General features: G+C 70.9%; 17 protein-coding genes, 2 tRNA genes, 3 pseudogenes and 1 riboswitch. Of the genes and pseudogenes, 12 read left to right on the forward strand and 10 right to left on the reverse strand.

What is annotated here, in order from left to right; genetic code table 11:
• The first annotated feature begins 45 nt into the window (after positions 1 to 45).
• The 6 genes from AB0F91_RS27905 to AB0F91_RS27930 all read left to right on the forward strand — a co-directional run bounded on the left by AB0F91_RS27905 (position 46) and on the right by AB0F91_RS27930 (position 8,276).
• Entirely contained in the window at positions 46 to 906 is an 861-nt protein-coding gene (locus AB0F91_RS27905; RefSeq protein WP_360602086.1) for an ABC transporter ATP-binding protein, read from the forward strand.
• On the forward strand, positions 906 to 1,787 hold the full coding sequence (locus AB0F91_RS27910; RefSeq protein ID WP_360602044.1) for an ABC transporter permease: 882 nt from the start codon (positions 906 to 908) through the stop codon (positions 1,785 to 1,787). Before AB0F91_RS27905 ends, AB0F91_RS27910 begins: the two co-directional genes overlap by 1 nt.
• Before the next feature lie 6 nt (positions 1,788 to 1,793).
• Positions 1,794 to 2,027 (forward strand): helix-turn-helix transcriptional regulator, encoded by a 234-nt coding sequence (locus tag AB0F91_RS27915; protein WP_360602046.1) that lies wholly within the window; start codon positions 1,794 to 1,796, stop codon positions 2,025 to 2,027.
• Positions 2,028 to 2,037: 10 nt separating this feature from the next.
• The gene (locus AB0F91_RS27920) at positions 2,038 to 2,655 is read left to right on the forward strand and encodes a hypothetical protein (protein WP_360602048.1); all 618 of its coding nucleotides are present in this window, start codon (positions 2,038 to 2,040) and stop codon (positions 2,653 to 2,655) included.
• 65 nt (positions 2,656 to 2,720) lie between these two features.
• Positions 2,721 to 2,790, forward strand: a riboswitch (cobalamin riboswitch).
• Between the two features lie 52 nt (positions 2,791 to 2,842).
• Positions 2,843 to 6,451 (forward strand): cobaltochelatase subunit CobN, encoded by a 3,609-nt coding sequence (gene cobN / locus AB0F91_RS27925; RefSeq protein ID WP_360602088.1) that lies wholly within the window; start codon positions 2,843 to 2,845, stop codon positions 6,449 to 6,451.
• 619 nt (positions 6,452 to 7,070) lie between these two features.
• Positions 7,071 to 8,276 carry a chitinase gene (locus tag AB0F91_RS27930; protein ID WP_360602050.1) on the forward strand — a complete coding sequence of 402 codons (1,206 nt, stop codon included), beginning with the start codon at positions 7,071 to 7,073 and terminating at the stop codon, positions 8,274 to 8,276.
• 78 nt (positions 8,277 to 8,354) lie between these two features.
• Here AB0F91_RS27930 and AB0F91_RS27935 read toward each other — a convergent pair whose 3' ends face one another.
• The 4 genes from AB0F91_RS27935 to AB0F91_RS27950 form a co-directional block, all read right to left on the reverse strand.
• Complete coding sequence (locus AB0F91_RS27935) at positions 8,355 to 9,461, reverse strand: dihydrofolate reductase family protein (protein ID WP_360602052.1); 1,107 nt, start codon at positions 9,459 to 9,461, stop codon at positions 8,355 to 8,357.
• Complete coding sequence (locus AB0F91_RS27940) at positions 9,458 to 10,690, reverse strand: aldehyde dehydrogenase family protein (protein ID WP_360602054.1); 1,233 nt, start codon at positions 10,688 to 10,690, stop codon at positions 9,458 to 9,460. The genes AB0F91_RS27935 and AB0F91_RS27940 overlap by 4 nt, the downstream gene beginning before the upstream one ends.
• A 128-nt stretch (positions 10,691 to 10,818) precedes the next feature.
• The gene (locus AB0F91_RS27945; RefSeq protein ID WP_220247012.1) at positions 10,819 to 11,475 is read right to left on the reverse strand and encodes a M50 family metallopeptidase; all 657 of its coding nucleotides are present in this window, start codon (positions 11,473 to 11,475) and stop codon (positions 10,819 to 10,821) included.
• A gap of 1,173 nt (positions 11,476 to 12,648) precedes the next feature.
• A complete protein-coding gene (locus AB0F91_RS27950; RefSeq protein ID WP_360602056.1) occupies positions 12,649 to 13,623 on the reverse strand; it encodes a hypothetical protein in 975 nt (324 codons plus the stop codon).
• 172 nt (positions 13,624 to 13,795) lie between these two features.
• On the opposite strand from AB0F91_RS27950, the gene AB0F91_RS27955 reads away from it, so the two are divergent.
• The 3 genes from AB0F91_RS27955 to AB0F91_RS27965 all read left to right on the forward strand — a co-directional run bounded on the left by AB0F91_RS27955 (position 13,796) and on the right by AB0F91_RS27965 (position 17,090).
• Complete coding sequence (locus AB0F91_RS27955; RefSeq protein WP_360602058.1) at positions 13,796 to 14,563, forward strand: class I SAM-dependent methyltransferase; 768 nt, start codon at positions 13,796 to 13,798, stop codon at positions 14,561 to 14,563.
• A gap of 35 nt (positions 14,564 to 14,598) precedes the next feature.
• Positions 14,599 to 15,921, forward strand: coding sequence for a M20 family metallopeptidase (locus AB0F91_RS27960; RefSeq protein ID WP_360602060.1), 1,323 nt, complete (start codon positions 14,599 to 14,601; stop codon positions 15,919 to 15,921).
• A gap of 110 nt (positions 15,922 to 16,031) precedes the next feature.
• Entirely contained in the window at positions 16,032 to 17,090 is a 1,059-nt protein-coding gene (locus AB0F91_RS27965; RefSeq protein WP_360602062.1) for a trypsin-like peptidase domain-containing protein, read from the forward strand.
• Between the two features lie 122 nt (positions 17,091 to 17,212).
• Here AB0F91_RS27965 and AB0F91_RS27970 read toward each other — a convergent pair.
• Together AB0F91_RS27970 and AB0F91_RS27975 are read right to left on the reverse strand one after the other, a co-directional pair.
• Positions 17,213 to 17,508 (reverse strand): annotated as a pseudogene (locus AB0F91_RS27970) (DUF3224 domain-containing protein).
• 68 nt (positions 17,509 to 17,576) lie between these two features.
• A complete protein-coding gene (locus AB0F91_RS27975; RefSeq protein ID WP_360602064.1) occupies positions 17,577 to 19,115 on the reverse strand; it encodes a helicase HerA-like domain-containing protein in 1,539 nt (512 codons plus the stop codon).
• Between the two features lie 118 nt (positions 19,116 to 19,233).
• Between AB0F91_RS27975 and orn the strand changes: the two genes are divergently transcribed.
• On the forward strand, positions 19,234 to 19,842 hold the full coding sequence (orn, locus tag AB0F91_RS27980; protein ID WP_360602066.1) for an oligoribonuclease: 609 nt from the start codon (positions 19,234 to 19,236) through the stop codon (positions 19,840 to 19,842).
• 74 nt (positions 19,843 to 19,916) lie between these two features.
• Positions 19,917 to 19,992: transfer RNA gene (locus AB0F91_RS27985), tRNA-His, on the forward strand.
• A gap of 264 nt (positions 19,993 to 20,256) precedes the next feature.
• Here AB0F91_RS27985 and AB0F91_RS27990 read toward each other — a convergent pair.
• Positions 20,257 to 21,084: a hypothetical protein gene (locus AB0F91_RS27990; protein WP_360602068.1), complete on the reverse strand. Its 828-nt coding sequence runs from the start codon at positions 21,082 to 21,084 to the stop codon at positions 20,257 to 20,259.
• Positions 20,976 to 21,500 (reverse strand): annotated as a pseudogene (locus AB0F91_RS27995) (NADH:flavin oxidoreductase); the annotation flags it as partial. The gene AB0F91_RS27990 and the pseudogene AB0F91_RS27995, both read right to left, overlap by 109 nt.
• Before the next feature lie 234 nt (positions 21,501 to 21,734).
• Here AB0F91_RS27995 and AB0F91_RS28000 point away from each other — a divergent pair.
• A tRNA-Lys gene (locus AB0F91_RS28000) sits at positions 21,735 to 21,807 on the forward strand.
• A gap of 311 nt (positions 21,808 to 22,118) precedes the next feature.
• Here AB0F91_RS28000 and AB0F91_RS28005 read toward each other — a convergent pair.
• Positions 22,119 to 22,325, reverse strand: a pseudogene (locus AB0F91_RS28005) (tyrosine-type recombinase/integrase); the annotation flags it as partial.
• A partial coding sequence (locus AB0F91_RS28010; RefSeq protein ID WP_360602070.1) for a site-specific integrase occupies positions 22,232 to 23,237 on the reverse strand: 1,006 nt, incomplete at its 5' end. The pseudogene AB0F91_RS28005 and the gene AB0F91_RS28010, both read right to left, overlap by 94 nt.

The following is a 23,237-nucleotide window of genomic DNA, read 5'->3' on the forward strand; positions in this document are numbered from 1 at the left end:
GTGAGGAATCCAGAGGAAGCCGTGCTGCGGGTCGAGGGCTTGCGCATGAGATACGGCACCAACGACGTACTCCACGGCGTCGGCTTCAAGGCCTACCGCGGCGAAGTGCTCTGCCTGCTCGGGCCCAACGGCGCCGGGAAGACGACCACGATCGAGATCCTCGAGGGCTTCCGGATGCGCTCGGCCGGCGAGGTAGAGGTACTCGGCACCGATCCCGCGCGCGGCGGTGAGGACTGGCGGGCACGGCTGGGGGTCGTGCTCCAATCCTGGCGGGACCACGGGAAATGGCGTGTCCGCGAGCTACTCGCGCACCTCGGCGAGTACTACGCGCCTTACTCGACCGGCACGATCCGCCGACCGTGGGACACGCGCGAGCTGATCGACGCCGTCGGGCTCACCCCGCACGCGGACAAGAAGATCCGGCAGCTCTCCGGCGGTCAGCGGCGCCGGCTCGACGTCGCGATCGGCATCGTCGGCCGGCCCGAGCTGCTCTTCCTCGACGAGCCGACTGCGGGCTTCGACCCGGAGGCGCGGCGCGAGTTCCACGACCTCGTGCACCGCCTGACCGACGCCCACGACACGACGATCCTGCTCACCACCCACGACCTCGACGAGGCCGAGAAGCTGGCCGACCGGATCCTGATCCTCAACGGCGGCCGGATCGTCGCCGACGGCTCGGCCGACGAGCTCAGCCGCCGGATCTCCGGTGAGGCCGAGGTGCGCTGGTCCGTCGACGGGCAGCACTTCGTGCACTCCACCGCGGAGGCCACGAAGTACGTGTTCGAGCTCTTCAAGCAGCACGGTGAGGCCGTGGCCGACCTGGAGGTCCGCCGCGCGTCACTGGAGGACACCTACATGACCCTGGTGCACCGCGCCGAGGCCGGGCTCGTGGAAGCGGGTGTGTGATGAGTGCGATGACCACGCCGATGGCGGTCGCCGCGGCCGCGAAGCGAAAGGCCCTGCGCACCGGGGCCCGCCGCGGGCTGACCGAGTTCCGCCAGCAGTGGACCAACCGCGACGACGTGCTCGGCCAGGTGGTCTGGCTGGTCCTGATCCTGACCACGCTGTTCTTCATGCGCAACGCGCACCTGCCCGGCACGTCGTTCTCGCTCGGTACCGCGACCGTGCCGAGCGTGCTCGGCGCCGGGATCGTGTTCAACGGCCTCTCGGGCGCGGCCGGCCAGCTCGTGATCGACCGCGAGGACGGCACACTGCTGCGGGCCAAGGCCACGCCCAACGGCATGCTCGGCTACCTCCTCGGCAAGATCGTGTCGCTCTCGCTCATGCAGGTGGCCGGTCTGGTCGTGGTGCTGGTGCCGTGCCTGTTCCTGTTCTCCGGGCTGGCCGCCGACGGCGTGTGGTCGTGGCTGAACCTGCTCTGGGTCCTGGTGCTCGGGCTGCTGGCGACGCTGCCGCTGGGCGCGGCGATCGGCTCGCTGATCCGCGACCCGCGGGCGATGGCCCTGGTCATGCTGCCGGTCACGGGACTGACGGCCATCTCCGGCATCTTCTACCCCATCACCGCCCTGCCGGTCTGGGTGCAGGACATCGCCCAGGTGTTCCCGATGTACTGGCTCGGCCTCGGCATGCGCTCGGCGCTGCTGCCGGACGCGGCCGTGGTGGTGGAAATCGGGCAGTCGTGGCGGCCCTGGTGGACCCTCGGCGTGCTGGCCGTGTGGGCCGTGATCGGATTGGCGCTGGCCCCGGTGCTGCTGCGGCGCATGGCGCAGCGGGAGTCCGGGTCGTCGGTGGCCGAACGACGGGAGAGGGCACTGCAGCGTGTGTGATCCGCGGTGAGCGAGAACGTCTACAACCGCATCGCGGTGCTGCGCGCCGAGCGTGGGATCTCGCGCCGGCAGCTGGCCGACGCACTCGGCGTGCACTACCAGACGATCGGGTACCTGGAACGCGGCGAGTACAGCCCGAGTCTCCACCTGGCCCTGCGGATCGCGCAGTTCTTCGAGGTGGCCGTGGAGGTGCTCTTCTCCACCGAGCCGTTCCCGCGGATCGGCGACCGGTCGGCGTAGAACGGATGGGGTGATCGCCCACCTGCACGCCGCCGAGGACCTCATCGACCACCTCTCGCCGGAGACCAACCGCTACAAGGCCTCCGGCGAGCCCGACGTCGTGAGCTGGACGCGGCCGTGGCGCAACCACACGCAGTGCGCCTCGTTCCAGACCCAGCTGCTCAAGCACGTCTACGACTGGGCCGACGACGAGTTCTTCACCACCCACTTCCGCTCGGTGAGCCCGCCTTCGCGCACGTACCGGTGGGTCTTCGAGCAGCGGCAGGTGCCGCACTTCGCCCGCGTGGACACCGTCGCCGACCTGCGCCCCGGTGATCTTGTCGTCGTCGACTACGGGCACCGCCGGCCGACGAACACGGGGCACATCGCGCTGGTGCGGGGCACCTCTGTCGTGGATGAGGACAAGGCCTACATCGTGCCCGTGGCCGACTGCACCGCCGACCCGCACGGCACGTCGCCCGACTTCCCCGACAGCCGCTCCCCCGCAGGTCAGGGCGCCGGCTACGGGCACCTGGTCTTCCACGCGTCGCCGGAAACGGGCGGGTTCGCGGGTTACGCGTGGAGCGTCACCGCGCAGCGGTCCTACCCCGTGACCGAGCGGCCGATCGTTGCCGTGCGCGTGGTCTGAGACGTCACCTTGACGCGGGCTCACGCGCCCGTGAGAGTGAGGAGCGAACCACGCGTCGGCAGGTGGAGGAACCCGGTGAGAGTCCGGGACGGTCCCGCCACTGTGACCCGGAGTGATCCGGGGAGCCAGGAACTCCCGCCGCCGCGACCGACGACCCGGGGCGCGGACACCCCGAGTGAGGAACGCCGTGATCCTGCTGCTGTCCACTTCGGACACCGACCTGCTCAGTGCCCGGGCTTCACAGGGTGAGTTCCGGCTCGCGAACCCGGCCCGGCTCGACGTCGCGGACCTGCCGGAGCTGGTGGACGGCGCGCCGATCGTGGTGGTCCGGATCCTGGGCACGCCGCGGTCGTGGCAGGAGGGCCTGGACACGCTGCGCGCGTCGGGCTCGCACGTGGTGGTGCTGGGCGGTGAGCAGACGCCGGACGCGGAGTTGATGAAGCTCTCCACCGTGCCGGCGGGCATCGCGGCCGAGGCCCACGCGTACCTCGCGCAGGGTGGGCCGGAGAACCTCACGCAGCTGCACCGGTTCCTGTCCGACACGCTGCTGCTGACCGGCGACGGGTTCGAGCCACCCGCGCAGCTGCCGTCGTGGGGGGTGCTGGAGCGTGCTTCCTCGGGTCCGGCGGCCGGGCCGGTCGTCGGGATCCTTTACTACCGCGCGCACCACCTGTCCGGCAACACCGCGTTCGTCCACGCGCTGGCCGACGCGATCGAGGCCGCGGGCGGACGGGCGCTGCCGATCCACTGCGCGTCGCTGCGCAACCGGGAGCCGGAGCTGATGGCCGAACTGGGCCGCGCCGACGCGCTGCTGGTCACGGTGCTGGCGGCGGGCGGCACGCGACCCTCGGAAGCCGGCGCGGGGGGCGACGACGAGGCGTGGGACGTCGCCGAGATGGCCGGGCTCGACATCCCGATCCTGCAGGCGCTGTGCCTCACCAGCGACCGCGCGACGTGGTCGGCGAGCGACGACGGCCTGTCGCCGCTGGACGCCGGCAACCAGATGGCCGTGCCGGAGTTCGACGGCCGGCTGATCACGGTGCCGTTCTCCTTCAAGGAGTTCGACGAAGACGGCCTGCCGCGGTATGTCGCCGACGCCGAGCGTGCTTCCCGCGTGGCCGGGATCGCGCTGGCGCACGCGCGGCTGCGCCACACTCCTCCTGAGTCGCGGCGTATCGCGTTGCTGCTCTCGGCGTACCCGACGAAGCACTCACGCGTCGGCAACGCCGTGGGGCTAGACACGCCGGCATCGGCGATCAAGCTGTTGCGGCTCATGCGTTCGCAGGGCTACGACCTGGGCGCGGAGGCGTTCCCCGGCGTCGAGCCGACGGGCACCGACCAGCCGGACGGCGACGCTTTGATCCACGCGCTGATCGCCGCCGGCGGGCAGGACCCGGAGTGGCTCACGGAGGAACAGCTCTCGGGCAACCCGATCCGCGTCCCCGCGGCGCGGTACCGCGCGTGGTTCGCCGCGCTGCCCGCGGAGCTGCGGGAGGCCATGGAGGAGCACTGGGGTCCGGCGCCGGGCTCGCTGTATGTCGACACATCGGCAAATCCCGAGGGCGACATCGTGCTGGCGTCGCTTCAGTCGGGCAACGTCGTGATCATGATCCAGCCACCGCGCGGGTTCGGCGAGAACCCCGTGGCGATCTACCACAACCCGGACCTGCCGCCGAGCCACCACTACCTCGCCGCGTACCGCTGGCTGGAAGAGGAGTTCGGCGCGCACGCCGTGGTGCACCTGGGCAAACACGGTTCACTGGAGTGGCTGCCGGGCAAGACGGCGGGCCTTTCGGCCTCCTGCGCGCCCGACGCCGTGCTGGGCAACCTGCCGCTGATCTACCCGTTCCTCATCAACGACCCGGGCGAGGGCGCGCAGGCGAAACGGCGGGCCCACGCCACGATCGTCGACCACCTGATCCCGCCGATGGCGCGCGCCGAGTCCTACGGCGACCTCGCGCGGCTCGAGCAGCTGATGGACGAGCACGCGAACATCGCCGCGATGGACCCGGCCAAGCTGCCGGCCATCCGCGCGCAGATCTGGACGCTCATCCAGGCGGCCAAGCTCGACCACGACCTGGGCGTCGCCGAGCGCCCGCACGACGCGGAGTTCGACGACTTCCTCCTGCACATCGACGGCTGGCTCTGTGAGGTGAAGGACGCGCAGATCCGCGACGGCCTGCACATCCTCGGCGAGGCGCCCGTCGGCGAGGCGCGCGTGAACCTCGTGCTGGCGATGCTGCGCGCCCAGCAGATGTGGGGCGGCAAGCAGGGCGCGGTGCCGGGACTGCGTTCGGCGTTGGGGCTGAAGGAGAACTCCGACGCCCCAATGTCCGAAGTGGACGCGATCGAGACTTCCGCGCGTTCGCTGGTCTCCGCGATGGAAGCTCGCGCGTGGTCCGCGGCCGCCGTGCCCGCCGTGGTTTCCGAGGTGCTGGGCGCGCCGGACGCCGAGGTCTCGCGCGTGCTGACCTTCGCGGCGTCGGAGATCGTGCCGCGACTCGCCGGGACTTCCGGCGAGGTCTCCGCCGTGCTGCACGCGTTGGACGGCGGCTACATCCCCGCCGGGCCGAGCGGTTCGCCGTTGCGCGGCCTGGTGAACGTGCTGCCGACCGGGCGGAACTTCTACACCGTCGACCCGAAGGCCATCCCGAGCCGCCTGGCGTGGGAAACCGGCCAGGCGCTGGCCGACTCGCTGCTGCGCCGCTACCGCGAGGACACCGGCTCGTGGCCGACGTCGGTCGGGCTTTCGGTCTGGGGCACCTCGGCGATGCGCACCTCCGGCGACGACGCGGCGGAAGTGCTGGCGCTGCTGGGCGTGCAGCCGGTGTGGGACGAGGCTTCGCGGCGCGTCACCGGCCTGGAAGCCATTCCGCTGGCCGAGCTGGGCCGTCCTCGAATCGACGTCACCGTGCGCATCAGCGGCTTCTTCCGCGACGCCTTCCCCCACGTGATCACGTTGATGGACGACGCCGTCCGCCTCGTGGCCGCTTTGGACGAGCCCGCTTCGGAGAACTTCGTCCGCGCCCACGTCTCAGCGGACTTGGCTTCCCACGGTGACGCCCGCCGCGCCACCACCCGCATCTTCGGCTCCAAACCGGGTGCCTACGGTGCCGGCCTGCTGCCGTTGATGGACGCCGGCAACTGGCGCGACGACAAGGACCTGGCCGAGGTGTATGCGGTGTGGGGCGGCTTCGCCTACGGCCGCGACCTCGACGGCCGCCCCGCGCGCGAGGACATGGAGCAGTCCTACCGGCGCATCGTCGTGGCCGCCAAGAACACCGACACGCGCGAACACGACATCGCCGACTCCGACGACTACTTCCAGTACCACGGTGGCATGATCGCCACCGTTCGCGCGCTCACGGGCTCTGCGCCCGCCTCGTACATCGGCGACAGCACCACCCCGGACGCCGTCCGCACGCGCACCCTCGGCGAAGAGACGGCCCGCGTGTTCCGCGCCCGCGTGGTGAACCCGCGCTGGCTCGCGGCCATGCGCCGCCACGGCTACAAGGGCGCCTTCGAACTCGCCGCCACGGTCGACTACCTCTTCGGCTTCGACGCCACCGCCGGCGTCGTGGGCGACTGGATGTACGAGAAGCTGTCCGAGTCCTACGTCCTCGACGCCGAGAACCAGGACTTCCTGCGCCAGGCCAACCCGTGGGCCCTGCGCGGCATCATCGAGCGCCTCACCGAAGCCGCCGACCGCGGCCTCTGGTCCGAGCCGGACCCCGACCTGATGGCCCAGTTGCGCGACGTCTACCTGACGTTGGAAGGCGATCTGGAGAGCGAGTAACCGCCCTCCACCCCTACCCCGACGGCGCGGCCTTCACCTACCGCTCCGTCGGGTCGGGCCGTCCCCTGGTGCTCCTCCACGGCTTCACCGCCGGCGCCACCCAGTGGCTCGGCTTCGGCCCGCGGCGCACCTCGCCTCCGCCGGCCACCACGTCATCCTCCCCGACTTCCGCGGCCACGGTGCCGATTCGGGCCCCAGCCTCCGGATCGGGCCCAGCCACCGGATCGGGCCCAGCCACCGAGGCTGGGTCCAGTCAGCCACCGGATCGGGCTCCAGGCCCAGCTCCGGATCGAGTTCCGGAGCTGCTTCCGCTTCTGGCCCAGGTTATGCCGCGGACCTGGCTCCGGCTCTGCTTTCGGGCCCGGGCCCATGCCCATGCCCGCCCTCCCGCCCGATGTCCTCACCGACGACATCGACTCCGGGTGGCCGCAGTGGGCCAGCGGAGCGGTTGGTCCGCGTCCGGCCGAGGGGCGGGCAGGTTGGGCCGCCAGGGTGAACACCGGGGGCCCATACCGGCATTTCGCCCGTAGGAGCCCGCCGATCGTCGGGTAGCGGGTTGACTTCGTATTGGTCTAGTCCAATGCTGGAGCGTGCACCCCGCTCGTCAGCTGGAGGACAGATGCAACGAAGCAGACTGGCCGCCGTCGGGCTCGCCGCCGCCGTGCTCGGGACAGCAGCGACCCTGACCGCAACGGCCGACGCCCAGCCCGCGGCCGCCGCGGCCCTGAGCAACAACTGGTACGCCTCGGCGCCGTACCTGATGCCCGTGAGCAACAACCCACCCGACCCGGTCACGGTGATGAACGCGACCGGGCAGAAGGCGTTCCAGCTGGCCTTCATCCTCGCCCCCGACGGCGGCGGCTGCAGCCCGACGTGGGACGGCAAATCGGCCGTGTCCTCCGACACCGCGGTCGCCGGCGTCGTGAACCGCGTCCGGGGCAACGGTGGTGACGTCTCCGTGTCCGTCGGCGGCTACGGCGGCACGAAGCTGGGCCAGACGTGCGGCACCGTCGACGCGACCGCCGCCGCCTACCAGCAGGTGGTGACGAAGTACGGCCTCAAGGCCATCGACTTCGATCTCGAAGAACCCGAGTACGAGAACACCGCGGCCGTCGCCAACGAGCTCGGCGCCGCCAAGAAGCTGCAGGCCGACAACCCGGGCCTGTTCGTGTCCGTCACGATGCCCGGCACCTCCGCCGGCACCGGCTGGTTCGGCACGCAGCTGCTCGACCAAGCCAAGTCCATCGGCTTCACACCCGACAACTTCTCGATCATGCCCTTCGACGGCGGCTTCAACGGTTCTTCGGCGCAGGTCTCCGCGCTCGAGAACTTCCACGGCCTGCTGGAAAGCCACCTCGGCTGGGACAGCGCCACCGCCTACTCGCACGAGGGCTTCTCCGGCATGAACGGCCGTTCCGACAACGCGGAGATCTTCACCCTCGCCGATTTCCAGACCGTCTACGACTACGCGACCAGCCACCACCTCGGCCGCTTCACGTACTGGGCCGTCAACCGCGACCGCCCGTGCACCACCACGACGGACAACGCCGTGTGCTCCAACGTCCCTCAGAACGACTGGGACTTCACCAAGTTCACCACCCGCTTCGCCGGCGCGACGCCGCCCCGGACCGGCCCGTCGACGACCCCACCCACCAACCCGCCGGGCACCTGTACTGCGCCCGAGTGGCAGAAGGCGTCGGTCTACGTCGGCGGCAACTCCGTCTCCCACAACGCCCACCAGTGGACCGCCAAGTGGTGGACCCAGGGCGAAGAACCGGGCGCGGGCGGTCCCGACGGTGTCTGGTCCGACAACGGTCCCTGCTGAGCGCGTTCCCCTTTGCCGCCGGGTGGTCCACGGCGAATCCACTGTGGACCTTCCGGTGTGCCACGTTCGGCGACGGGGTCAGGGGCGGATGCCGGGCAGGTGGGTGTTGGCGCGGCGGACCTCGGAGGCCAGCGCGGGCACCTCGACGACCTTGCGGCCCGCGGTGGTGAGGAGCTCGACGCCCTCGGCTTCGACGAAGAGGGAGGGCTCGCGCCACGCGATGACGACGCGCGGGATGGGCGTTTCGAGGATCAGCTGTGTGCAGCTCTTCGGATGGGATGCGCGGGAGCTGCAGGGTTCGAGCGAGCTGTACATGGTCGCGGTGGCCAGGCGGGGGTCGTCCGCGCGGAGCTTGGCCAGGGCGGCTTCCTCGGCGTGGTTGTGCGGTTCGCCCTCACCGGAGTGGCCGGTGGCGAGCACAGTGCCGTCGGGCGCGGCGATGACGGCCCCGACGCGGAACGTCGAGCTGGGCGGGCATTCGTCCGCCAGCGCAATCGCCTGGCGCAGGCGCAGGACGTCGATCGGTGTGGGTTCGGCGGCCGCGCGGTAATGGAGGACCGCGACGTTGCCGAGCTGGCGCAGTTCGGCCAGCTCCAGCGGTCGCGGGAACGCGCCCGGGCCGAGGAAACGCGGCGCGCGCGGGTCGCCGACCACCAGCGGTGCGATGGCGAGGCGCAGCTCGTCGGCCAGGCCGGCTTCGAGGAACTGCGTGTGGACGGCGCCGCCACCCTCCACGAGGAGCCGGCGGACGCCGCGTTCGCCGAGGTCGTCGAGAATGCGCTCGAGCCGGGGCGGGGTGCCGGCGTCGATGATCGTCGCGACGTCGCGCAGGCCGTCGACCGCGACCGGCGGCGCGTAGACGAGTTTCGGCGCTTCGCCGACCGTGAAGAAGCGCGACGCCGGATCCAGCTTGCCGCTGCTCGTCACGGTCACCTTGATCGGCTGCTCCGCCCGCCCCGCCGCGACGCGCTCGCTGCGCAGCGCCGCCGAACGCACGAGCAGCCGCGGGTTGTCCGCGCGCACCGTGTTGGCGCCGACGAGGATCGCGTCGGCGTCGGCGCGCAGGCGGTCGACCTCGGCGAAGTCGTCCGCATTGGACAGGATCAACCGGGTGGTGCTCGCGTCGTCGAGATAGCCGTCCAGCGACTGGGCGGCGGACAATACGACGTGGGGGCGCCCGCTCATGCGGGTTGGACCGCGTATTGCCGGACGTACAGGTCGGTGTACGTCACCGGCCCGCGCGGTCCCGGCACGCGGTCGAGGTTGATCCCGGTCTCCGGCACGGCGAGCAGCTTGAAACCGTCGAGCAGCCGCGTCGGCGCGTTCCAGAAGACGCCCGTGCCGGTGTAGCCGTCGAAGAACGCGCCGGCCGCCGCCTCGTCCTCGGTGGCGATGCCCGCCGCGAGGCCCGAGGTCCGTTCGTTCGCGATCTCTACGGCCTCGTCGAGCCCGCTCACGCGCTCGACCGTGACGGTCGCCTCGCGGTCGGAGTCCAACGCCCACTCGTAGCCGATGGCGTGCTCGTGCGGCGCCAGCGACGGCGTGACCCCGCGCTCGGCCAGCGCGGCAGTGATCGACGGCCACACGGCGTCGTGCACCTCGTCGTGGATGAGGAGCAGGTTGAGCCGGTTGCACACGCCGAGCCGGTCGAGGCTCGCGGACACGAGGTCGCGCACCTTGCCGGCGTCGGCCGCCGCGTCGACGTACAGCACGCCGCCGCCGTCCGCGTGTGCCAGCGTGCGCACGCCGTGCACGGCCGCCTCGGTGGCCAGCGCGCGGGTGCTGTCGCCGCTGCCGCGCAGGATGACCAGCGGCACCAGCCCCGGCAGCCGCACCAGCGCCGACGCGGCTTCTCGCTCGACGCGCGGCACCAGCTGCACCACGTCCGGGTCGATCCCGGCCTCGGCCAGCGCCGGCGCGATCACCGTGTCACGCAGCCGCTGGGCCGACCCCAGAGCGGCCGACCCGGTGCGCAACACCCCGGCGTTGCGCGACTTCACCAGCTGCGACGCCACGTCGACGGTCACGTTCGGCCGCGCCTCGTAGTTCGCGCCGATGACGCCCACGGGACGCCGCCGCTCGATCAGCCGCAGTCCACCATCCAATGTGGACACCTCGACAGACCGCTCCTGGTGCGGCGCGCCGGCCAGCAGCCGCAGCTGCTCGGCCATGCCGTCGAGGCGCTCGGGCGTGATGGTGAGCCGGTCGAGCAGACCCGCGCTCATCCCGTCCGCGCGCGCCTTGGCGACGTCGGCCCGGTTGGCGTCGAGCACCTCCTCGCGGTGCGTCTGCAGGCGCTCGGCCATGCCTCGCAGCGCCGCGTCCACGGCCTCCTCAGTGGCCCTGGCCAGCGACGGCGCGGCCAGCTTCGCCGCTCGCGCGCACTCCTCGACGGCCTTCGCGACCTCGTCCATCGTCGTCTCCCTCCGCGCGTTCGGCAGAGGACCAGTTTGCCGCACCGCCCACATCCGGGGACGACTGGCTCACCACTCGGGACGCCCGTCACACGCCCTCGGCCGATCCCCAGGCCGAGCGCGCACGCTCAGGCGACGACCGGCTCCAGCAGCCACAGCGCGCCGGCCAGCAGGCAGCTCACCGTGAGCACCACGAACACCAGCACCCACAGCACGGCGGGCACCGCCGTGAGGCGGCTGAGCTGGTCGGCGTCGGAGTCGCGCGCCTGGCCGCGGTGGCGCTTGACCTGCAGCTCCACCACCGGCCGAACGCCCCCGAACAGCAGGAACCACGTCAGCAGGTACGCGAACGGCGCCTGCACCACCGGCGGCGCGACCAGCGCCACGAGCCCGAGCACGACCGCGCTCGCGACCACGGTGAACACGCCGTACGCGTTGCGCACCATGATCAGCACGCCCAGCAGCAGCAACGCCACCAGCACCAGCACGGCCGTGATCAGGTCCTGCCCGACAAGGCTCGCGAACAACAGCCCGAGCACCGACGGCGCGACATACCCGGCCAGCGCCGTGAACGCCATGCCCGGCCCCTCCGGCTTCCCGCGCGACACCGTGACACCCGAGGTGTCCGAGTGCAGCTTGATCGAGCGCAATCGCCGCCCGACCAGCACCGCGGCCAGCGCGTGGCCCGCCTCGTGCACGATGGTGACGACGTTGCGCGCGAACCGCCACGGCGTGCCGCCCACCAGCACCACCAGCAGTGCGACACCTCCGGTGACCAGCGTGATCGCCGCCGGGGTGTCCGCCTGGGTGAGCGCGGCCTCGACGGCCCCGGGCGCGCCGGCCGCACGCTCCCACCCACCAGCCACGGCTTGGCTGGCGACCACGGACGAGACGTCGAGCACACGCGAAATCACGCGCACACCTCACCACAAGCGACATCTGGCCACTGTTAGTGCCCGTCGCGGGCGGGCCGCTTGGGGCCGGTATGGGGTGGGTCACTTCATAGGTCCTCCTCTTCTGACCTTCGGCATCCGTTGCCGGGGACGCGGCCCTCTTGGCCGCCGCGGACCACCTCCTTCACTTGCCGGCCCGCCACTCGACCACAACCGACGGCGCTCGCGACTCCCCCCACCGCCGCCCACACCACCACGACGGGCTCGACACCGGTCGCGAGCCGAGCCGGCCCCGAAGATCGCGCCCGAGGGCAACCCGGCACCCGCAGGCCATCCCCGTCCCCCAGCCGAGTGCGCACCGTCGGACCGCAACCCACCGAACACGGCCCACCGCGACGACCCAAGGCACCCGCCCAGGCCACCCTTCCGGCGGGCTCGACACCGGTCACGAGCCAGGCCGGACAGGAAGACCGCACGCGAGGGCAATCCATGCACTCGCCAGCCATCCCGCCCCGGCCACCCCGGCCAAGTCGACACCGGTCGCGAGCCAGGCCGGACGCGAAGACCGCACCCGAGGGCAACCCCTGCACCCGCAGGCCATCCCGTCCCCCAGCCGAGTGCGCACCGTGGGACCACAACCCACGAACACGGCCGACCGCGACGACCCAAGGCACCGTCCCGGCCGACCTCGGAGGACGTCTCCCTCCCGGCCGCAGCCGCGACGCCCTGGCACGGCCACAGCGAGCACCGGTCCACCCGCGTCGCCCGCCGAAAGCGGTTGCGGCAAGGTCGAACGCGGCGCCGGTACGGGTGGACATGGGACACCTCTCCGGGCAGCCACACCGCCGCAGCGACACGTCCCACGAGCCAACCGCGGCCCACCCTCCGCAGGGCGCCGCGCACCCGCCCCCCGGGCAGCGCGGCACCCACGCCGCCCGGCGTCGTTCAGCGCCCGAGTCGGCAGTACCTCCACTCAGAGCGGCAAAGCCCGAAGCGGCGCGTCCACGCCAGCCGCCCCGCAAGCTGCGGTCAGCCGGGCGAGTGCGGCGCCGGCGCGGGCCGGCGTCACCGCGCGGCCGAGCGGGTGACCACCTCCTCCCCAGGAGAAGACACCTCGGCGTCCGGTGGGACGGCGTCGAGGGTGGCGCGGAACAGCAAGGCGATCCAGCTGCGGTAGGGGCGCCAGCCGTCGGCCAGCGGGGTCAGTTCAGCCGCCGGGGTGGTGGCCGGGAGGGAGTACGCCTCACGCATGGCTTCGTGGAGGCGGGCGTCGGTGCGGGGGAAGAGGTCTGGGTGGCCCGCGCCGCGCAGGAGGATCTGTTCGGCGGAGAAGGCGCCGATGCCGGGGATGGTGCGCAGGTGCGCGAGAGCGTCGGGGACGGGGCGCGCGCGAAGCTCGGCGGGGTCGAGGCGGCCGTCGGCGGCGGCTTGGGCGATGGAGCGGAGGCGGGCGACGCGGAAGTCGGCCAGGCCGTCGTCCGAGCCCAGTTCGGCCAGGACCGCGGGTGCGGGGAACGAGACCACTTGGTACTCGCCGACGTCGATGATCACGCCGTGGCGTTCGGCGAGCAGGCGGCGGCACCGCAGCGCGGTGGTGAAGCGCATGCCTTGGGAGAGCACCGCCCAGCAGGCGGCTTCATAAGGCGAGGAGAACAGCACCGGCCGCAAGCCCGGATGCTCGGCGCGCAAGCGGGCGGCGACCGAGTCGCGCAGGTCGACGTCGGGCAGGCCGGAGGCGTCGACGTCGAGGGAGAGCATGCGGCGCACCTGGCCCATCACGCGCGCGGCGAGGTCGACCGGCGCGGAAACCTCGACCTCCACCGTGCCGGGCGATCTCTGGCGGATGGCGGCGCCGGCGTGGATCCACACGCCGTCCACCGGGAACGCCAGGCGCAGCACACCCGGCTCCGAGGCGGCGTCGGGGCGGGCGGCGGGGCCGAAACCCGCCAGGTAGCGGCTCGCGGCGGACAGGTCGAACGGTCCGCGCACGGCGATCTCGCCGGTCGGCACGTCGATGGGCGGCAGGATCGGTGCGGTCATCGGGATGTCCCTCCTCTGCGGGCTCCGGGGGTTGGAGAACCGTGGCAGCGACGTTAGGAATGGGGGCCGACAATCCAGGGCCTCGAACGCCTGATCGGCGCAACCTTCACTCGATCGTGGGAGCCAAGGCTTTGGCATACTGCCGGTATCTCGGCGAGAGAGGAGAAAACCGGTGGCCGAGTGCCCGAAAGCCCAGGATCGCCTCGCCGATCTGCTCGACGCTCCGGCCAAGGTCACCGACGCGGGCTACCTCGACGTCCTCGGCGACGCGCCCCAAGCCGGCCCCAGCACGGGAATCACCCAGCGCGTGATGCGCACGGCACTGCTCCCCCAGGTCTACGAACGCTACTGGCGCCCCGCGTTCGGCCGGCTGTTCAAGGGCCCGTTCGGCCCCAGCATGGCCGGCGAAGTCCGCCTCGCCACGGAGCTCCTCGCACTCGCACCAGGTCGGATGGTGCTCGACGTCGCGTGCGGCACCGGCCGGTTCACCCGCGCTTTCGGGGCAGCCGTGGGAAAACAAGGCCTGGCCATCGGCCTCGACGGCGCGCCGAAGATGCTCGCCCGAGCCGTCGGCGAAACCGACGAAGACGGAGTCGCCTACCTGCGCGCCGACGCCGTGGAACCGCCCTTCCCACCCTCCACAGTGGACGCCATCTGCTGCTTCGCCGCACTGCACATGTTCGCCGAGCCCGAACGCGCCCTGGACTCGTTCGCGCGGCTCCTGCGCCCCGGGGGGCGTGTCGTGCTGCTCACGAGCGCGCGCCGCGACTGGCAACCCGCGCGAGTCGTCGACACGGCGGGCGGGATCCTCAGCGGGCAGCGGATGTTCGACCGCGGCGAGATCGCCGCCGCCTTGCGTGCCCGGGGTTTCCGCGTCGTCGCCGAGCGGTTCGCGGGCGTCACGCAGGTCGTCGCCGGCGAGCTGCCCGAGGCGAACTGATCCACTTTGTCGGTGCCCGGGGATAGCATCCCCGCATGACCGACGCCGCTCCCGTCCCACCCGACAGCTCCCACCTGCGCGCCCTGATCGAAGCCACGGCCGAAGCCGTCGCGGCCGCCGAACCCCTCGGCTCCGACCACACCGGAGCCGAGTCCGGCGTGCGCGCGGCCGTGGAACGAGAAGTGCGGGCCCGCGCCGACGAACTCGTTGCGCTCAGCCAAGACCTGCACGCCCACCCGGAAGAGGGCTTCACCGAGCACCGCTCCGTCGGCGCGCTGGCGGAGCTCCTGCGCGCCCACGGCCACGAGGTCACGGTCGGCCTCGGCGGGCTCGACACCGCCCTGCGCGCGAGCACCCGCGACAACAGCGGCCCGCACATCGCGGTGCTGTCGGAGTACGACGCGCTGCCCGGGCTCGGTCACGCGTGCGGGCACAACGTCATCTGCACCGCCGGCGCCGGCGGGTTCCTCGGCGCCGCGGCGGTGGCCGGGCAGGTCGGCGGACGCGTGTCCCTCATCGGCACACCCGCGGAAGAAGGCGGTGGCGGCAAGGAGACGCTCGCGCGCGCCGGGGTGTTCGACGACGTCGACGCCGTGATCATGCTCCACCCGTTCAGCCACGACATCGCGCTGCACCCCTTCCTCGGACGGCGGCAGCTGGAGATGGTGTTCCACGGCGTCGGGGCCCACGCGTCGGCGCAGCCGTTCATGGGGCGCAACGCGCTCGACGCCGCGGTGGCGGCCTACCAGGGCGTGTCGATGCTGCGCCAGCAATTGCCCTCGACCGACCGCGTGCACGGCGTCTTCACCGACGGCGGTGCCCGGCCCAACGTGATCCCCGAACGCGCCGCGCTCCTGTTCTACCTCCGCTCGGCCGACCCCGAGACGTTGCGCGACCTCGCGAAGCGGATGACGGCCATCGCCCACGGCGCTGCCGAAATGACGGGCTGCGGGGTGGAGCTGACGTGGGACGCGCAGCCGGCGTACCTGCCGATCCGCTTCAACACCACGCTCGCCGGGCGCTGGTCGGTGAATCAGGCCGACACAGGCCGCAAACCACTGCCGCCGGGGATCGTGCCGGAGTTCCTCACGGGGTCGACCGACCTCGGCAACCTCTCCTACCGGATGCCCGCGCTACACCCCATGATCGCCGTCTCCGGACCGACGGTTGCCTTGCACACCAAGGAGTTCGCCGAAGCCGCCGGCTCACCTTCGGGTGACAAGGCCGTGGTCGACGGCGCGCTCGGCCTCGCCCTCACGGCCGCCGACTACCTCGCCGACGCGACGCTGCGCCAAGCCGTGCACGACGAGTTCGAAGCGTCGGGAGGTGCGCTCGACGTCCCGACGTTCTTCGACTGAAAGCAACCGACCCGGCTGAGGAACACCTGAGGATTCTCAGCTGATTCTTCTCAGCAAAGCCGAAGGGATTTCCACAGGGTTCTCACAACCACGGCCGCGAACCTGGTGTCATGACCGAGAACGCGAGTCGGCCCGGCCCCGCCTCACCCGGTGGGCACCAGCCGCACCAGACCCACCCGATCGCTGCTGAGCAGAACGCCCAGCAGCACACTCAGCCGCAGTACGGCCCGTACGCCCAGTACGGGCAGTACGGCCGCCAACAGCAGGCCGCGCCGAACCCGCTCTTCACGCAGCAGCCGCAGGCCCAGCAGGCCACGCAGCCGAAGCGACGGGGCGGCAAGCTCGCCGCCGTCGTCGGCGCGACCGCGCTCGCCGCGGCGCTCGTCGGCGGTGGCGCCGGCGCGGCGATCGTCGGGCTGACCACCACGTCGGTGGCCTCGCCCGCTTCGTCCTCCGCGGTGGCCGGGCAGACGGTCAGCAACACGACCTCCACCGGCGACGTCAGCACGGTCGCGGCGAAGGTCCTGCCGAGCGTCGTGCAGGTCAACGTCGACACCGGCCAGGGCGAGGCCATCGGCTCGGGCGTCATCCTGACCTCCGACGGCCGGATCCTCACCAACGCCCACGTGGTCGACGGCGCGGTCGGCGACGTCACGATCACGACGTCCGACGGCAAGAAGTACCAGGCCAGTGTGGTCGGCGCCGACACCAAGGGCGACATCGCGGTACTCCAGGCCAAGGACGCCAGCGGCCTCACCGCCGCGACCCTGGGCGACTCGAGCAAGCTCGTGGTCGGCCAGGAGGTGATCGCCATCGGCTCGCCGGGCGGGCTGCAGAACACCGTGACCACCGGCATCGTCAGCGCGCTGAACCGGCCGCTGTCCGACGTCGGCGGGGGCGAGCAGCAACAGCAGCAGTCGCCGTTCAGCCGCACGTCGAACCAGGCGGACAACGGCCCCAGCTACACCGCGATCCAGACCGACGCCTCGATCAACCAGGGCAACTCCGGTGGCGCGCTCGTCGACGCCCAGGGCCAGGTCATCGGGATCAACTCCGCCCTCTACAGCCCGTCGGCCTCGGCCAACGGCTCCGCGGGCAGCGTCGGGATCGGCTTCGCGATCCCGGTCAACGACGCCACGACGATCGTGGACCAGATCGTCAACGGCTGACGCAGTCGCGGACGGACCGCGGTCGGGGCGGCCCGTCCGACTTTCCTCGCTTGTTTCGGGGTGGCGGGGAACCACGGTGAAAGCCGCTCTCCCAGGGATTCGGGGCCCTGAGAGAGCGGCTTTCACGCTGCCGGGAGCTCGTAGGTCAGCGTGAAAGCGTGGTTTCCGGCCTCGTCCTGCGTGATCGCGGCGCAGCCGGAGATGCCCGTCAGCTCTCCTGATCCGGAGCCCGCGAGGATCAGCAGCGACAGGTCCTCGTCACCCGCCGCGTGCCGCAGCACGAACCAACCCTTGCGCCCACCGCGCCCGTGAACGTCTTGGCGATGGCCACCCGCGCGAACTCGGTGCCACCCGCCTCGTCCTGGGCCTGTGGCTCCCACTTTTCGAGCTCGAACGTGGCGGTCGCGGTGCTGGTCATGGCTGAGTTCCTTCCGATCGGCTGCCCTCAGCCTGCCCGCCATATCTGCCGGCTTGTGTCAGGTATTTTCACCGCCGCCGGTTGCCGAACAGCCCTCGCGTGATCTCCCGACCCAGCGCGGACGCGGCCGAGCGCATGAACGACTTCACCGCCGGGTTGCTCATCGCCTGGGAGATCAGCCCGGGGTCCTCCTTCTCGGCCTTCGCAGCAGGAGCCGGGGCCGGGGCCTCGGCAGCGGGCGGCGCGTCCGCCGGCGCCGCGACCCGAGCCGCCAGCTTCTCGTACGCCGACTCTCGGTCGATCGTCTCCGAGTACTTCGCGTGCAGGTCCGACGACGCGACCGCGGCGGCCACCGCCTCGTCCCCGACCGAGCCCATCTTCGACCGCGGCGCCCGCAACCGCGTCCACGCGACCGGCGTCGGCGCGCCCCGCTCGGACAGCACCGTGACGATCGCCTCGCCGATCCCGAGCGACGTCAGCGCCGTCTCGAGGTCGTAGTTCGGCGTCCTCGGGTACGTCTTCACCGTCCTGGCCAGGGCTTTCCGGTCGTCCGGCGTGAACGCCCGCAGCGCGTGGTGGATCCTCGCGCCCAGCTGCGACAGCACGGCGTTGGGGATGTCCGTGGGCAGCTGCGTGCAGAAGAACACGCCGACGCCCTTCGACCGGATCAGCTTCACCGTCTGCTCGATGCGCTCGAGGAACGCCTTCGACGCGTCGTTGAACAGGTGCGCTTCGTCGAAGAAAAACACCAGCTTCGGCTTGTCGAGGTCGCCTTCCTCGGGCAGCTCCTCGAACAGCTCGGCCAGCAGCCACATCAGGAACGTCGAGAACAGCACCGGCTTCGACTGCAGGTTGTCCAGCTCCAGCAGCGTCACCACGCCTTTGCCGTCAACGTGGCGCATCAGGTCGTGGACGTCGAGCTCGGGCTCGCCGAAGAAGTCCTCGCCACCCTGGGCCTCCAGATTGGACAGTGCGCGCAGGATCACCCAGGCCGTCGCCGCGGAGACGCCGCCGATGCCCTTCAGCTCGGCCTTGCCCTCGTCGCTGGTCAGGTGCGTGATCACCGACCGCAGGTCCTTCGTGTCGAGCAGCGCCAGCCCTCGCTGGTCGGCCCAGTGGAAGATCAGGCCGAGTGTGGACTCCTGCGTCTCGTTCAGGCCCAGCACCTTGGACAGCAGCACCGGACCGAAACTCGTGATCGTGGCGCGGATCGGCGAGCCCTTCCCGCCGGTACCCAGCGACAGGAACTGCACCCGGCTCGCGGCGGGCGCCCAGTCGTCACCCAGCTCCTGCGCGCGTTTCGTGAGCTTGTCACCGCCCTCCCCCGCCGCCGACAGGCCCGAAAGGTCGCCCTTCACGTCGGCCAGCACCACCGGCACGCCGGCGGCGGAGAGCTGCTCCGAGATCAGCTGCAACGTCTTCGTCTTGCCGGTGCCGGTCGCGCCCGCCACCAGACCGTGGCGGTTCAGCGTGGCCAGCGGCAGCCGCACGGCCGCGGCCGCCTCGGTCCGCCCGTCGATCACCACGGCGCCCAGCTCCACCGCGGCACCCTCACTCACGTAACCCTGAGCGACCTCCACCGCAGGCCCCGACCCCTGCTCGGCCACTGGCCGCACCCCGTTTCCGAGTCCGAAATCACACTCTTTCACCTGGCTGCCCGAGCGTAACGCGCCGAATGCGCAGGTAACCCGGCTGACATCCCCGGGTCGGGTTAGGGTTGTCCGGGTGACCGACCACCTAGTCTGGATCGACTGCGAGATGACGGGGCTCGACCTCGCCAAGGACGCGTTGATCGAAATAGCCGCCCTCGTGACCGACGCCGACCTCAACGTCCTCGGCGAGGGAGTCGACATCGTCATCCACACCGACGACACCACGCTCGACGGCATGCCGCAGGTGGTCCACGACATGCACGCCAAATCCGGGCTCACCGAAGAGGTCCGCGCCTCCGTGGTAACGCTCGCCGAAGCCGAGCAGCGCGTGCTCGACTACATCCGCGAGCACGTCCCCGACCCCGGCACCGCCCCGCTGGCGGGCAACTCCATCGCCACCGACCGCGGCTTCATCACCCGCGACATGCCGGCGCTCGACAGCCACCTGCACTACCGCATGGTCGACGTGTCGTCGGTCAAGGAACTCGTCCGGCGCTGGTACCCGCGGATCTACTACGCGAAGCCGGAGAAGGGCCTCGCCCACCGCGCGCTCGCCGACATCAAGGAATCGATCGGCGAACTCGACTACTACCGCAACGTCGCCTTCGTCCCCCAACCCGGGCCGACCAGCGAACAAGCCAAGGCCGCGGCCGCCGAAGTGCAGGAACGCCACCGAAGCTGACCCGGTGAAAACCCTTCGCGAGGGCACGCTACGATATTCCGCAGCAAGGTGATCGCGACGATCCCTCGCAGATGGTGGGCGTAGCTCAGCTGGTAGAGCACCTGGTTGTGGTCCAGGAGGTCGCGGGTTCGAAACCCGTCGCTCACCCCATCACCCCAGTTTGGTCGGTCCCTGGCGGGACCTTTCCCAAGCTGGGGTTTCGCCTTTTTCTGGGGGCGAACCCCCAGACCCCCGCCAGGGGCAAGCCCCTGGACCCCCGTCCCGCGTGGTCACCCGGAACCGGCACGCGTGGTCGACTGGGCCCCCATCCCCGCGTGGTCACCCTGGTCGGTTGTGCGTGGTCGCCCGAAGGCCGTGAGGTGTGTCGTGGTAGCGCCGCGATTTGATGCCGTGGGGCTGGTCCTTTGTGGAGGGTTAGGAGTGGAAGAGGGCGTCAAGGAGGGTGCTGAGGACCGCGACGACGAGAGCGGTTCGGGGGCGGCGGGCGGGACGGGGCTTGGCGCCGCGGCCCAGGCGGGCGAGTTGCTGTTGATGCCAGGAGGAGTTGAGGAGGTCGTCCAGGAGTTTGTGGCCGAGCTTGGGGGTTGGGGTGGCGCTGCAGGCGGCGGGGTCGGTCAGGAGACGGTGGGGGAAGGTCGGGTCGTGGGTGATGGGGCGGGCCAGGCCGATGACGTCGACGGAGCCGGAGGAGACCGCGTCGGCCATGGCGGTGTGGGAGCGGAAGCCGCCGGTGAGCATGAGGCGGATCGTGAGCTCGCGCGCGAAGTGGTCGGCGAAGTCGTGGAAGTAGGCCTCGCGGGCGCGGGTTGAGGCGCGTTGCTGGGTGCCGTCGACAACGGCGATGCTTTCGTAGGTGCCGCCGGACACTTCGACGAGGTCGACGCCTTCCCGTTCGAGGGCTTTGGCCACCACGAGGGCGTCTTCGGGGGCGAAGCCACCACGTTGGAAGTCGGCGGAGTTGAGCTTGACCGACAGGATGAAGGCCGGGTGCGTGCCGGCGCGGACGGCACGCACGACCTCCAGCAGGAAGCGCATTCGGTTCTCCAGCGGGCCGCCCCAGCGATCGTCCCGGGGCGGTTGACGAGCGGGGACAGGAACTGGTTGAGCAGGTAGCCGTGGGCGGCGTGCAGCTGGACACCGGCGAAGCCCGCTTCGCCGGCGACATGGGCGGCGGTCGCGAAACGCTGGACGAGGGCGACAACCTCCACGTCCGACAGCGCTCGCGGCCGGCGAAAGAGCCACTTGCCCAGGTCCAAGGGAACGGCCGACGGGGCGACGACGTCTTGCTGCCGCCCGGCGAGCTTGAGGCCGCGCATCGACTGCCGGCCGGCGTGCGAGAGCTGCAGGAGCAGCTTGGCGTCGGTGCCGGCGGTCGCGGCCGCCCATCGGCGCAGCTCGGGCAGGTGGCGGGCGTCCTCGATCACGACATTGCGCTGCGCCTCCAGCGCCGATCCGTCGACCATGACGTTTCCGCTGATCAGCAGGCCGGCACCGGAGCGCGCGAGCCGCCGGTAGGCCTCCGCGAGCTGTCGCGTCGGCGCGCCGCGCCGGTCGGCCAGGTGCTCGCTGGTTGCGGCCTTCGCCAGCCGATTGGCCAGGACGGCACCGTTGGGCTGTGTGAGCGGGGTGGCGAGGATGTTCTCCTGTACGTCGTACATGAGAACAGGGTGACCTGTACGACGTACAGTTGTCAACGGCCGGTGCACCGCCTTGATGACCCCACAACGGCCCCCGATCTGTCAGACTGACCCCGAACGCGCAGCTAGGAGCCCTCCGGCCGCCGCGGCGACGATCCGCGCGCAGTCAAGGGGACCCCCCCTGAAACGCGGCTTGAACAGCCTGCTAATCTTTTCCACGTCGCCGAGGGAAACCAAAGCGGCGGGCAACACCAAGCGCCATTAGCTCAATTGGCAGAGCAGCTGGCTCTTAACCAGCGGGTTCGGGGTTCGAGTCCCTGATGGCGCACATTTCTGAATCGAAGCCCACCTGCAGATTCTCCTCAGACGAGGATCTTGCCGGTGGGCTTTGATCGCGTGATGGGTCCGGCGTGGGACCGAATGGGGCCGCCGTTGAACGCACGATCTTTCCTGGACCTGCGTTTTCCTCGCTGACGACGCTGCTTGCGGTTGCGTCGAAGTGCTTCGGCTTCGTGGCGGGGCCGCGGCCATTACGAACGTGGTGGTTGCCTCGGCGGCCCGGTGCGTCAGACAGGGGAGAACGCTGGTGTAGGTGTCGGCGGTGAGCACGATGCTCGAGTGCCCGAGCAGTGCCTGCACCACCTTGATGTCGTTCCCGGCAGCCAGTGAGAGACTGGCGGCACCGTGCCGGAGATCGTGCAACCGGATCGGCGGCAGCCCGGCCTCCACGACAAGCCGGCTGAACGTGTGCGTCAGGTAGCCGGGGCTGAACGGACTTCCGTCGGGTCGGCAGAAGACGAACCCCGTCGGCTGATCGCTGCCAGTGCGAGCACGAAGTCTCCGCACGCACTCGCGAGGACGTGATCCAGAGCCAAGGTGCGCACGCTTGCCTCGGTCTTCGGCGGGCATACAACCGTCCGGCCACAACGGTCTTGCACCTGATGCGACACCTGCACCGTCCCGATGTCCAGATCAAGATCGCACCACCGCAATCCCGCCGCCTCACCACGACGCAGTCCTAGCAACGGGATCGCGAGGTACATCTCGTACAACGAATGCGGGCGTGCATGGGTCAGGAACGTGGCAGTCTGTTGCGCCGTCCACACCGCCACCGGCGGACGTTCACCGGTCGCTCGCCAATGCGCCACCCGGGCATCCGTCCACACCACCGCCCGCGGGCGCCGCCCGGGCGGCAGCTCCACCAGGTGCGCCGGATTCCGCTCGATCAGCCCCACCCGGATCGCACCGTTCAACGCCGCATGTAGCGCACCGCGGATCCGCACGAAGGTCGCCGGAGCCAGCTGGCGCTCTCGCTCGGCGTTCGCGCGCGCAAGCGCGACGAATATCGCCTGCACCCGCGCCACAGTCAACGACCGCAGCGGCACGCTGCCAAGGTAGGGCTTCAGGTAGCTGTTGATGTGCTGAGCGTACAAGCGACGGGTGTTGAAACTCAGCGACTGACGCATCTCCAGCCAGATGTCCAACCACTGCCCGACTGTCACCGCGCTCCGGCCGGGATCCACGTCCGCGCCGAGCAAATACGCCCGCGCCTGCTCCGCCGCTGCTCGGCTCCGGAACCCACCACGCCGCACCCGATGCCGCCGTCCATCCGGACCGCACGGCAACTCCAACGAGAAATACCAGGTGCCATGGCCGCGCTTAGTACTGCAACGACACTTCGTGATGGCCACGTCGTCGGTAGTGGCTGGTACGTGCTCGGGCTTGGCTGGTGCGTCGCCATCGTGACCAGTGCATCGC

This window comes from Amycolatopsis sp. NPDC023774, assembly GCF_040639695.1.
In the GTDB taxonomy this organism is placed as follows: Bacteria; Actinomycetota; Actinomycetes; order Mycobacteriales; family Pseudonocardiaceae; genus Amycolatopsis.

What these genes read in the sequence shown, in the direction of transcription:
- AB0F91_RS27905 (WP_360602086.1), top strand. Translation starts at nt 46, where the DNA reads ATGAGATACGGCACCAACGACGTACTCCACGGCGTCGGCTTCAAGGCC.
- AB0F91_RS27910 (WP_360602044.1), top strand. Translation starts at nt 906, where the DNA reads ATGAGTGCGATGACCACGCCGATGGCGGTCGCCGCGGCCGCGAAGCGA.
- AB0F91_RS27930 (WP_360602050.1), top strand. Translation starts at nt 7,071, where the DNA reads ATGCAACGAAGCAGACTGGCCGCCGTCGGGCTCGCCGCCGCCGTGCTC.
- AB0F91_RS27935 (WP_360602052.1), bottom strand. Translation starts at nt 9,461, where the DNA reads ATGAGCGGGCGCCCCCACGTCGTATTGTCCGCCGCCCAGTCGCTGGAC.
- AB0F91_RS27940 (WP_360602054.1), bottom strand. Translation starts at nt 10,690, where the DNA reads ATGGACGAGGTCGCGAAGGCCGTCGAGGAGTGCGCGCGAGCGGCGAAG.
- AB0F91_RS27950 (WP_360602056.1), bottom strand. Translation starts at nt 13,623, where the DNA reads ATGACCGCACCGATCCTGCCGCCCATCGACGTGCCGACCGGCGAGATC.
- AB0F91_RS27960 (WP_360602060.1), top strand. Translation starts at nt 14,599, where the DNA reads ATGACCGACGCCGCTCCCGTCCCACCCGACAGCTCCCACCTGCGCGCC.
- AB0F91_RS27965 (WP_360602062.1), top strand. Translation starts at nt 16,032, where the DNA reads ATGACCGAGAACGCGAGTCGGCCCGGCCCCGCCTCACCCGGTGGGCAC.